Origin of the sequence: Flavobacterium sp. LS1P28, from assembly GCF_003970335.1 — a bacterium.
Taxonomy (GTDB): domain Bacteria; phylum Bacteroidota; class Bacteroidia; order Flavobacteriales; family Flavobacteriaceae; genus Flavobacterium.
The window spans coordinates 25,527-37,632 of record NZ_RYDI01000024.1; the positions used below are offsets into that span (position 1 = coordinate 25,527).

6 protein-coding genes are annotated in these 12,106 nt (G+C 37.2%); 5 read left to right on the forward strand and 1 reads right to left on the reverse strand.

Features of this window, described 5'->3' with window-relative positions:
* Positions 1-510 precede the first annotated feature (510 nt).
* The 3 genes from bioD (at position 511) to EKL97_RS14290 (ending at position 3,738) form a co-directional block, all read left to right on the forward strand.
* A complete protein-coding gene (gene bioD / locus EKL97_RS14280; protein WP_126561282.1) occupies positions 511-1,128 on the forward strand; it encodes a dethiobiotin synthase in 618 nt (205 codons plus the stop codon).
* 57 nt (positions 1,129-1,185) lie between these two features.
* On the forward strand, positions 1,186-2,457 hold the full coding sequence (bioA, locus tag EKL97_RS14285) for an adenosylmethionine--8-amino-7-oxononanoate transaminase (protein WP_126564382.1): 1,272 nt from the start codon (positions 1,186-1,188) through the stop codon (positions 2,455-2,457).
* 126 nt (positions 2,458-2,583) lie between these two features.
* Positions 2,584-3,738 carry a beta-ketoacyl synthase N-terminal-like domain-containing protein gene (locus tag EKL97_RS14290; protein WP_126569154.1) on the forward strand — a complete coding sequence of 385 codons (1,155 nt, stop codon included), beginning with the start codon at positions 2,584-2,586 and terminating at the stop codon, positions 3,736-3,738.
* Positions 3,739-4,036: 298 nt separating this feature from the next.
* Here EKL97_RS14290 and EKL97_RS14295 read toward each other — a convergent pair whose 3' ends face one another.
* Positions 4,037-4,534 (reverse strand): regulatory protein RecX, encoded by a 498-nt coding sequence (locus tag EKL97_RS14295; protein WP_126569155.1) that lies wholly within the window; start codon positions 4,532-4,534, stop codon positions 4,037-4,039.
* Between the two features lie 393 nt (positions 4,535-4,927).
* On the opposite strand from EKL97_RS14295, the gene EKL97_RS14300 reads away from it, so the two are divergent.
* Together EKL97_RS14300 and EKL97_RS14305 are read left to right on the forward strand one after the other, a co-directional pair.
* Complete coding sequence (locus EKL97_RS14300) at positions 4,928-8,239, forward strand: T9SS sorting signal type C domain-containing protein (protein WP_126569156.1); 3,312 nt, start codon at positions 4,928-4,930, stop codon at positions 8,237-8,239.
* Positions 8,240-8,832: 593 nt separating this feature from the next.
* Positions 8,833-12,045 carry a calcium-binding protein gene (locus EKL97_RS14305; RefSeq protein WP_126569157.1) on the forward strand — a complete coding sequence of 1,071 codons (3,213 nt, stop codon included), beginning with the start codon at positions 8,833-8,835 and terminating at the stop codon, positions 12,043-12,045.
* The last annotated feature ends 61 nt before the right edge of the window (positions 12,046-12,106 follow it).

A 12,106-nucleotide genomic window follows, 5' to 3' on the forward strand; every position in this document is an offset into this window, starting at 1 on the left:
AAGTCAAGAATGTGATTTCTCCTTCGTCGAAATGACAAAACAAAAACACTTTTTGTTTACTAATTCTGCTCAAATATTTTTTTTAATTTTTATTGGCATTTTTTAGTCTAATCCATACAAGAATTCTAAAAAATAATATGACACATCTGTTTAAAAAAAAATTAAAGCCCTAATTTTACAGTCGTTCGAAACAAACCCAAAAAAGGGAAACAAATTCTCTTTAAAAAACACCATCATCTCCTATTGCGATATCAGGAAAGGAACCGCTATTATTTTGCCTCATGGTTTTCTAGAGAACAAAACGATGTGGGGTTTTACACTCCGAAACGGAATGCTTGAATTACATACAAAGAATGAAATGTTCAAAAACTTCTGAGATTGATCTTGGATTGGTAATGTGCTTTGGGGAAAATCCAGAATTGAAACGTATTATACATACAAACAATAAAAAACATAACAAATAAAATTAGAGATAATCTGTAAAATCAGAATTGTCCGCAGGCTAAATTTATGAAACTATTCATCACAGGAATTGGTACTGATGTAGGTAAAACCATCGCGTCAGCCATTGTAACAGAAGCTTTAGAAGCTGATTATTGGAAACCCATTCAAGCGGGGGATTTAGACAACTCAGATAGTCATAAGATTAAATCGTTTTTGTCCAATAAAATGACGGTAATTCATCCCAACGGTTATGCCTTAAAAACGCCTGCAAGTCCTCATTTTGCTGCAGAACGAGATGGAGTTGTTATTGATTTAAAGAAAATTAGGGAACCTCAAACAGAAAACCACTTGGTTATTGAAGGTGCAGGCGGTGTTTTTGTGCCGTTAAACGCTAAGGATTGTGTTGTAGATTTGATTCAGCCCGATTACAAAGTGATTGTGGTTTCCCGACATTATCTGGGAAGTATCAATCATACGTTATTGACCATTGAAGCTTTGCAAAACCGAAAAATTAAAATCGCCGGAATTATTTTTTCGGGCGATGAAAATAAGGCTACTGAAGAAATAATTCTGAGTAAAACGATTGTAAAATGCATTGGACGTATAGCACAAGAACCATATTTTGATCAAAATGTCATCCAGGAATATGCAGCTTTATTTCGGGAGCAGCTATTGAGTTTATAAAATCTTTGTGAAACTTTTTGCTTTCTCTGTGTATCTTTGTGGAATATATTATTTAAAATGACTTTAACAGAAAGAGACCGCCAATATCTTTGGCATCCGTATACCCAACACAAAACGGCAGGGTTGCCAATTGCCATCAAAAAAGGGAAAGGCGCTTTGCTTTGGGACGAAAACAATAAAGAATATATTGATGCGATTGCCTCTTGGTGGGTCAATCCGTACGGACATTCCAATACATTTATAGCCGATGCGATTTACAAACAACTCACCACATTAGAGCACGTATTATTTGGCGGATTCACTCACGAACCAGCTATTTTGGTAGCAGAGAAGCTAATGGAAATTTTACCTAAAAACCAACAAAAAATATTCTTTTCCGATAATGGTTCTACGGCTGTTGAAATTGCGATTAAAGTTGCCCTACAATATTTTTTCAATAAAGGAGAAAAGAGAACGGTGATAATTGCTTTTGAAAATGCGTTTCACGGAGACACTTTTGGTGCTATGGCCGCAAGTGGAATATCGTTTTTTGTGGAAGCATTTAAGGATTCTTTGATTGAAGTGATTCGGATTCCGGTTCCTGTTAAAGGGCAGGAAGAGCAAAGTTACAACGCTTTACGTCATGTAATAAAAAACAATAATTGTGCGGGTTTTATTTTTGAGCCATTGGTTCAGGGAGCTGCAGGAATGGTGATGTACGAACCAGAATCGTTAGATAAACTGATGCGAATTTGTCAGCAGAATAATGTGATGACCATTGCAGATGAAGTGATGACGGGCTTTGGAAAAACGGGAAAAACGTTTGCAACGGATTATTTATTAGAAAAACCAGATATGATGTGTTTGTCTAAAGCGTTGACCGGAGGAACAATTCCGATGGCGATTACGACTTTTACGCAGGATTTATTTGATGCTTTTTATGATGATGATATTAATAAAGCGTTGTTTCATGGGCATACATTTACAGCAAATCCTACCGGTTGTGCAGCGGCTTTGGCCAGTTTGGAATTGCTGCAAACGAATGAAATGCAGGCGAATTTAATTCGGGTCAATCAAAGGCATCTGAACTTTCAGGAGCGCATCAAAAATCATCCAAAAGTTACTGCAACCCGAGTGCTGGGCGTTATTTTTGCTTTAGAAATAAAAACCGAAAGTGCTGCCAGTTATTATGGAAGTTTACGGAACAAACTCTATGATTTTTTTATCGAAAACGGAGTGATTCTGCGTCCTGTTGGTAATATCGTTTATATCTTACCGCCTTATGTTATTACCGATGAGCAATTACAAAAAGTGTATGAAGTGGTCGAAAAAGCGTTAGAAATAGTCTAGTTTTTTGGCTGCAGATTAGAAAATCCGTTTTTATCGGTTCAGATCCGCGTCATTGGTGTGCTATTTTTCAGCAGATTGAACGCAGAATGTAAATAACTTTGCGACCTTTGCGAAAAATAAAATAACTTGTCAACAACAATCTCCATAACTGCCATAGCTTCCCTTTCTCCATTAGGAAATGCACCTGAGGAAATTTGGAAAAAATATCTCGATAAAAATCATTGTTTTTCCGAACATTTTTTGGATCAAAAAAACACATTTGTAGCCAAAATTGATGCTGATTCTACTGAAATAATTCGCAAGTTGCAACAGTCAGATAACAAATATAAATCCTTGGACCAATCGGTTTTGTACGCTATGTCGGCTTCGCGGCAAGCGATGCAAAATGCAGGCTGGAATTCAAATGACGTTTTTGGAATCAATATTGGTTCATCTCGCGGTGCCACGGATTTATTCGAAAAGAATTATCAGGAGTATTTAAAAACAGGAAAAGCACAAACATTGGCTTCTCCAACGACCACTTTGGGCAATATTTCCTCTTGGGTGGCACATGATTTGCAAAGTTCTGGCCCTGAAATCTCACATTCTATTACGTGTTCTACTGCGTTGCATGCCGTGTTAAACGGAGTGGCGTGGCTAAAAGCGGGAATGGCAGATAAGTTTTTAGTAGGTGGAACTGAAGCGCCTTTAACTGATTTTACGATTGCCCAAATGCGCGCCTTGAAAATTTATTCGAGTCGCGCAGAAGAATATCCCAATCGGGCTCTTGATTTAGAAAAAAAGCAAAACACCATGATTCTGGGTGAAGGTGCTGGGGTGTGTTGTCTCGAAATTGGGGAAAAAGAAAACGCCTTAGCCTACATCGAAGGAATTGGATACGCTACAGAAATTCTGGAACATAGTATTTCTATTTCGGCAGAAGCGACCTGTTTCCAGAAATCTATGAAAATGGCACTTCAAAATACTGATTTGTCCAAAGTGGATGTGATTGTCATGCATGCTCCGGGAACTGTAAAAGGGGATTTGACCGAATATAAAGCGATACAGAAAGTTTTTGGTGAAAGCCTGCCTTTGCTCACTACCAATAAATGGAAAATTGGTCACACCTTTGGTGCATCAGGGATTTTGAGTATGGAATTCGCTATTTTGATGCTGCAACACAATCGTTTTATCGGAGTCCCTTTTGCAAAAGCGCAAGCACAAACAAAACCGATTAGGAAAGTATTGATTAATGCCGTTGGTTTTGGAGGAAACGCGGTAAGTGTTCTTTTGAGTGTATAAGGATGCCATTTATAAGAGGTGTTCTTTTTAAAAAAGTAGCTACGAATTACTCTAATTTCACAAATTTTGGTAATCAGTGTTAATTGGTACGATCTGTTTATAAAGGTCAAGGTTTAATGGCACGCAGATACCGCAGATTTAAGCGGATTTTTATTTTTGTGTGGAATACCATTTGAATGAAATCAAATAATTCCATTGTCGGTTTTGGTTTTTTTTCAATGTGACTTAGAACTGAATCTTGGGCTAAAATGAATTGTTTTGGAGTAGCTTTTTCTTTTGCAAACAAAAAAAATCAGCGTTAATCGGTTTTATCCGTGTCATCCGTGTTCCAACTTTCCAGTTCTTTTGCTTTTTCGTAGACTAAATTACTTTCGTAGCCTTTTCGGAGCAAATAATCACAAAATTTTTTTCGTTTTTTCAACCGGTTTGTTTCCCGGATGGCCTCCCATTGTTTTTGGGAAATGCCGTCAAAGGTTGCGGTATATTCCTCATGCGTAATTTCTTTGAGTGCCAGATTGATATTGTATTGTGTGATTTTTCGGAATTTTAATTCATTGACAATTCTGATTTTGCCCCAAAACTTGATGCGGTGTTTTCCTCTGGCGAAACTGCAGGCAAAACGACTTTCATTCAGGAAATTACTACTGATCAGATGCACTACAATCGTATCGATTTCATCAGAGTCCATTTTCATGCTCCACAGCTTTTGTATTACTTCTTCGTGACAGCGTTCCTGATAAGCACAGTAGTGTTCAATTTTAGGAATGGCTGTTTTTAGGGTATATATGGGATTCATTTTTTTTGCTTTTGTACTTGTTCTTTATGGTTTAAATAGGTTCAAGAATCCTTATTGAGAATTTCAAAAATAAGATATTAAATTTAAAGTGTCGCAGGACGGGAAACAGGAATTTATTTTTTGTTGTTTTAGCTAGGAAAAAGGCTTAGGGTTTGAAACAAAGCGACTGTTATAAAGCCAGTTAAGATGGTGTGAATGATTTTTTAAGAGAAATGGTAGAAGATTTTTAATAGTTAAAACATGTATTTCAACAGAATATTTTGCGCTTGGTCGATTAAATTAGGTTTTATTTAAAATACGGAACGATATTACCAGAATAGTTGATTTTACTTATTTTTTGTATTTAAAAGAATTAAGGATTTAGCTGTAAGATGCTTAAATAAATATCATAACATGAATAAAAAATTACTTTTATTAATTGCATTCTTTTTTAGTTTTGGTTTAGGTTATGGTCAAGTAGTAAATTACTCTTTTTCGCAAGCTAGTGGTACCTATGCAGCTTTAAATGGTGTGTCGATTGTTCCTTGGGACGATTTTGTAAGCGCGAATACCATCGAAATTGGATTCTCATTCAATTTTAATGGAATTAATTATACTACGTGTTCTGTTAACTCTAATGGGTATATTACTTTCGGCACCACACTTTCTTCCGCTACAAGTTATACTCCTATATCTTCAAATACTGGTTTTGAAGGTGCAATTAGTGCTTTGGGAATGGATCTGTTTAGTGCTAATTCTCCGATAGTTTATAGTTCAATAGGAAGCGCACCCAATAGAGTTTTTGTATTGCAATGGACCAACGTGCGTCGATATGAGGGTAGAACGGCTAGAAATGGTGACTTCAATTTTCAGATTAGATTGAATGAATCATCAAATACAATTCAAGTAATTTATGGTGGTTGTGCTACAACTTACGCAGGTAGTCTGACTGCTCAAGTTGGATTACGTGGATTAAATAATACTGATTTTAATAATAGATTAGTAACTAATAACTGGCCTACATCTACTGTAGGGGTTAATAATACCGCTAGTTGTAGAACAGGTAGTGGTTCAGGAGAACTGCCGCTTAATGGTTTAACCTATACATGGACACCAAACCCTATCATAACTAGTTTTACACCAAGCAATGCTTGCGCTGCATCTGGAGTTTCAGTAATTATTACAGGAAGAAATTTTACAGGAACAACGGCAGTAAATTTTAATGGGATTCCGGCATCATTTACAGTAAATAGCAATACACAAATAACGGCTCAATTACCAGCTACAGCCACAACTGGATTTATAACTGTAACTACTTCTGGTGGGACGGGGACGAGTCTTAGTAGTTTTACGGTAAGTACACCTGCAGGAGATCAAATATCTTATGGTAATAATTCCTGGTTAGGTTATGTGTATGCTAATACAAATGGGAGTCCGCCTAGTAATGCTTTTACAACTACCTATAGGGGGTATGTTACGCAAACGGAGAATTTTGATTTAAATTTAGTTGACGGAGCGCTTTCAGGGCCTAATGTATGTGGTAGTTATACTGATAATTTTGCGGTACGATTTAAAATGAATAGAAACTTACCGGCAGGATGCTATACATTTACAGTAGGTGGTGATGATGGGTATCGTTTAAGTTTAGACGGAGGTCTAACGTATGTTATAAATAACTGGAGCGATCATTCGTACCAAGAAACAACCTCTACGGTTTACCTTAGCGGGGCTACTAATTTTGTGCTAGAATATTATGAAAATTTAGGGCAGTCACGTGTGCGGTTTTCATCCACATTTTCAGCACTTGGGATACCTGTTGTGGGAGCCATAACGCAACCTACTTGTGCACTAGCAACTGGAAGTGTTTCATTAAGCGGTTTGCCAGCAACTGGATCTCGAACCATTATTGCAACTCCAAATACAGCAGGCTTGACAGGGTTAACGGGAACGGGAGAAATTACAACTGTTGGAGGTTTGGTAGCAGGAACAACCTATACATTTGCAGTTTCAAATGGAACGTGTACGTCCTCAGTGAGCTCTAATGTTGTAATCAAGCCATTGCCATTGGTAGCTTCATTCAATGGGACTTGGACAAATGGTCCGCCAACTATTGAACAAAGCATCGTTTTTTCAGGTAATTATACCTCCATTGGAAACCTAGAAGGCTGCGATTGCACTGTAAACGCTGGAGTTAAGGTATTGGTCAAAACAAACCATGCTTTGAAAATAACGAATGCCGTAAAAGTAAATACAGCTCTGGGTACCAGTCTGACATTCGAAAACAATTCGAGTCTGGTACAAGTCAATAATGATGCGGTAAATACAGGAATCATTACCTATATTCGAAACAACAACATAACTCGGGAGACGGATTATACGTATTGGTCCTCACCTGTAGCAGGGCAAAAATTGTATGATGTCTCCCCTAAAACACCTTCGGATTACTTTTATTCATTTGATGCAGTTGTTGACAATTGGAATCATGAGGATTCAATGAATGTTATGGCAATAGGAACGGGTTATATTATCAGAGGGCCAAATTATGGTACGACACCACCTCCATTATTTTATGAGGCACCTTTTGTAGGAAAACCAAACAATGGTAAAATAGAGCTTCCCGGAATTATTGCAGACCGATCGTATCTTTTGGGAAATCCATATCCATCAGCATTAAATGCAAATACGTTTATAAATAATAATAGTGATGTGCTAGATGGGACGCTTTATTTTTGGACACACATGACTCCAATAGGAACAGCTGTCTTTAATCCCGGAACGGGAGTGTTCGCGTATTCATCAAATGATTATGCTACCTATAATCTTACGGGAGGGGTTGCGACTAATCCAGGGAGTGCAACATCACAAAACGTTAGTGATAAACCAAGTGGTAATATAGCGGCAGGCCAAGCCTTTTTTACCAGTAGCAGACTTGCTCCAACAAAAAATAGTATTGTATTTGATAATTCTATGCGAGTAGGTTTGAACGAAGCAATATTGGATAATTCGCAGTTTTTTAAAGTTAAAAATGCTGCAAAAAAGACAAATACAGTAGAGAGACATCGGGTTTGGCTAAACCTTACCAATACGGAAGGTGCTTTCAAGCAAATACTGGTTGGGTATCTGGATGGTGCTACTAATGAGTATGATTCTTCTTTTGACGGACTAAGTTATAACGGAAACGAGTTTGTTGATTTCTATAGTGTTATTAGCGATGAAACGTTAGCCATACAAGGAAGGGCTTTACCTTTTGATGAAAACGATATTGTGCCATTGGGATATAGTTCTGTAATTCAAGGTAGTTTTTCAATTGGTATTGATGAGGTCGATGGGATTTTTAGTTCTCAGAATGTTTACCTTGAAGATAAAAGTAACAATAGTATTTATGATCTAAAAAAAGCAGTTTATACTTTTAGCACTGAAAAAGGAACCTTTAATGATCGTTTTGTATTGCGTTATACGGACAGGACATTAGGAGTTGGCGATTTTGATACTGCCGCGATGCAGGTTTTAGTATCTGTAAAAAACAAGCAGATAAAAATCAACTCATCAGTAGAAACTATTGATAAAGTTTTTATTTATGATGTGCTGGGCAAGCAAATTTATAAAAAAACAAATGTTGATAACACTGAATTAGTAATCCCAAATTTAGGATCAAGTGAGCAAGTTCTAATTGTAAAAACAGTGTTGCAAAATGGAGAGACAGTTACAACAAAAACGGTGTATTAAAAGCATCATACAACAATACATTCCAAGCCCATTTTGTGTAAACAAAGCGGGCTTTTTTTGTTTAAATAGTTTTTTGAAGCTATTTGTATGTTGATTTGCTCTTGTTTTTGGACAAAACTACCAATTAATTTTAAAAACGGTTCTCGATACACGTCACTTCAAATGCGAAGCGTATCGAGAAGTTTTGTTTCGTTTTGCTACACAAAAAAATATGCGAACTGACGTTTTTAATAATTGTACCCAACGGGTTGTACTAGTCCGAATGAATACCGAATGTTTCTTTTGACATAAATTTCCAAAAATTGATTGCATCATTATATTGAAAATCGGTGCTAAGCTGTGGGGTCTGTGTCCATTTTTAAAAAAAAATAGAGGAATACCGACAAGCATATGAAAAAAACAAGAGCCTAATTCAGTGTGTTATTTTTAGTTTAAATATCACTAAATGTGGGTATTGTGATTGCAAAAGATTGTATTTACTTTTATAAAGTTATCGCTGATATTTCTTTATCAAATGAATTTCAACAAAAAAAGCAACAAAAAAAGCAACAATTTAAAACAACCCATATGGCACGTAATCTTTTAGTACAGTCATGAATTTTCGGAGAGCTCAAGCAAACACCGGAAATTCAATTTTAGACATCAAAATACGACACTTTACTATTTTTTTCTTCTTCCTTTTTATTAATGTAGCTTTTTCACAACAAGGAAAGTCAGATGTTGCATTCAACACGTATGATGACGGTTTGCAAGGCGACGGTTTTGATGGAACCATAAGAACTGTTGTTTTGCAAACGGATGGGAAACTAATTGTTGGAGGTGATTTTTTAAATTTTAATGGGGCTTCAACTCCATATTTGTGTAGGTTACTGCCGGACGGTTCCAAAGATCTTTCGTTCAATTTAGGTTCGGGCATCGAAGGCAAAGTATATTGTTCCTTAATACAACCGGATGGGAAGATTATTTTAGGCGGTTCTTTTGTAACCTTTAACGGTGTAAATGTTGCAAAACTAATCCGTTTAAATGCTGATGGAACTAGAGATGTAACTTTTAACTCTTCTGCTGGGACTACCAATAATATAATATATTCATGCGATTTGCAATCAGATGGTAGTATTGTAATTTGTGGCAGTTTTACCGGTTACAACGGAGTTCCCGCACCTAGGGTAGCTCGAATTTTGCCTAATGGAAATATTGACACAGGCTTTGCAATAGGTAGTGGCGCTGGCTCCCTTGTTGAAGAAATCAAAATTCAAGCTGATGGTAAAATAATTTTGGGAGGATCTTTTACTTCCTTTAATGGAACTGCTTGCGGCAGAATAATTCGATTGAATAGCAATGGGACTGTTGACGCTACTTTTGTTCAAGGAGCCGGTTTTGATGATGATGTGTCAGCACTCGCGACACAAGCGGATGGGAAAATTTTAGTAGGGGGTGTTTTTTTAAATTTCAATGGTGTTAAAACCAGTAGAATAATTCGTTTGAATAGTGATGGCTCGCTTGACGCTACTTTTAGCACTGGCTCAGGGTTTAGTGGGGGTGTTGTAGCGGTTGTGAAACTAAATCCGGCTGGAGGTGTTTTGGTTGGGGGATCTTTTACGGGGACTTATAATGGAACAGCTGTTAATAGATTAGTTTTACTGGAAGCAAATGGAGTTATTAATCCTGCCTTTGATATTGGGGCAGGCCCGTTTTCGGCATCCGTTCTTGATTTAGCTACTGCATCTGATGGTTCTTGGTACGTTAGTGGGTCGTTTTCTATTTTTGATTCCCAAAATCAAGGACGTTTGGCGCGAATTGATGCCTTTGGCGCTTTAGACATTGGATATCTTACTGCTGGAGTTGGTTTTGATAATTCTGTTTTAAAAGTAAATGCGTTATCAGATAATAAAACGATGGTTTTTGGAAATTTCACCAAATTCAACGGAACGATGTGCAACCGAATTGCAAGGTTATCAGAAGACGGAGCAATTGATGTTTCTTTTAATAATTCTGGTGCTGGAGCCAATAATTCTATAAAAACCGCTATTGTACAACCGGATGGCAAAGTTGTTATTGCAGGTGTTTTTACATATTATAATGGTGTCGTAAGGAACAGGATTGCCAGGGTTCTGGCAAATGGAGACATTGATGCGGTTTTCTCTATTGGAACCGGATTTAACAATCAGGTGTATGCTTTGGCGGTACAACCTGATGGAAAAATAATTGTCGGTGGAAATTTCACAAGTTACAATGGGGTTTTGAAGAATAGAATCGCTCGATTATTACCCGATGGAACTTTAGACACCAGTTTTAATACCGGTTCTGGAGCTGATGCTATCGTAGAAAATATTTTATTGCAACCCGATGGAAAAATTGTTTTAGGCGGCCAGTTTTCTTTTTTTAATGGGATTTCGTATAATCGGATGGTTCGCCTGAATGCGGATGGAAGCATAGATCCTGGATTTTCTATAGGAACTGGTTTTGACAAAAATGTGTATGCGATAGCACTACAATCAGATAATAAACTGATTGTTGGTGGGACATTTACAACATATAAAGGCGTTTCCGCAAAAAGAGTGTTGCGATTGAACAGTGATGGGAGTTTAGATACCACTTTTGCAACGGGATTGGGATTTAGTAATGGAGAAATTAGAGCAGTTTTAGTCCAGCCCGATGATCGCTTATTAATTGGCGGAACGTTCTCCGGTACATACAACGGGACAGTTGTGAGGCGAATGGTTCGGTTGCTAGCAACGGGAGATGTTGACACGACATTTTCGGTAAATTTGAATAATACGTTGTTTAGTATTTGTTTTACTCCCAATAATAAAGTGCTTATTGGAGGAAACTTCAATTCGGTTTCAGGTGTAACTAAACATCGAATAGCCCGAATTAAACTCTGTTCCAATAGCTCCGTTTGGAATGGGAGTTCCTGGAATAATGGAATACCATCTGCTGAAAAGACACTGCTTTTTCAGGGAAATCACCCCTCATTTACAACAGTAAACTCCTGTTCTTGTTTCATTAGTGCAGGGAACACGGTTACAATTCCGGCAGGAAATACGTTAGGATTGGTTTTCGATTATTCTGGTTCAGGCACATTAATTTTAGAAAACAATGCGGCATTGTATCAATATGAAGATCAGGTAAGTAATTCCGGAGTGATTCAATTAAAAAGAAAAACAACGCCCATTCTCCTCACAGATTATACCTATTGGTCTTCGCCTGTTTTAAATCAAAAACTGATTGATGTTTCTCCTGATACGCATTGGGATAAGTTTTATTCCTTTGATGCTTCAAGGAATTCATGGGCTAATGAGATTTCAACAAACGTAATGTCAGTTGGTAAAGGATATATTATTCGTGGTCCGAAAACTTTTTCAGAAACGAGTGCAGCAAATTATGAAGCTATTTTTGCGGGAGTTCCCAATAATGGGTTGGTGTCAGTGCCAATTGCGGCCACAGGTACGTCAAATTTGATTGGCAATCCGTATCCTTCAGCGATTAACGCAGATTTGTTTATAATTGCAAACAAAGAAACTATGGATGGAACTATTTATCTCTGGACACACAATACGGCTATTAATAAGAACGTGTATACTTCAGATGATTATGCGGTGTATAACTTATTGGGAGGCGTTGGTACGAGTGCTGCAACTAATTCAGGCGTTAATAATACTAAGCCAGACGGGAAAATAGCTTCAGGACAATCTTTTTTTATGACGAGTATCAATGGTGGTGGGACAGCTATTTTTAATAACAGTATGCGTGTGATTGGTCAAAACGCTAGTTTTTTTAAATCAAGTGCCACTAGTGTCCACTAAAAAATAAAACAAGTTCTTTGAAATTATTGTAAATCTGTATTTTAAGAGTCATTTTTGAGCG

What these genes read in the sequence shown, in the direction of transcription:
- EKL97_RS14300 (WP_126569156.1), top strand. Translation starts at nt 4,928, where the DNA reads ATGAATAAAAAATTACTTTTATTAATTGCATTCTTTTTTAGTTTTGGT.
- EKL97_RS14295 (WP_126569155.1), bottom strand. Translation starts at nt 4,534, where the DNA reads ATGAATCCCATATATACCCTAAAAACAGCCATTCCTAAAATTGAACAC.
- EKL97_RS14305 (WP_126569157.1), top strand. Translation starts at nt 8,833, where the DNA reads ATGAATTTTCGGAGAGCTCAAGCAAACACCGGAAATTCAATTTTAGAC.
- bioA (WP_126564382.1), top strand. Translation starts at nt 1,186, where the DNA reads ATGACTTTAACAGAAAGAGACCGCCAATATCTTTGGCATCCGTATACC.
- bioD (WP_126561282.1), top strand. Translation starts at nt 511, where the DNA reads ATGAAACTATTCATCACAGGAATTGGTACTGATGTAGGTAAAACCATC.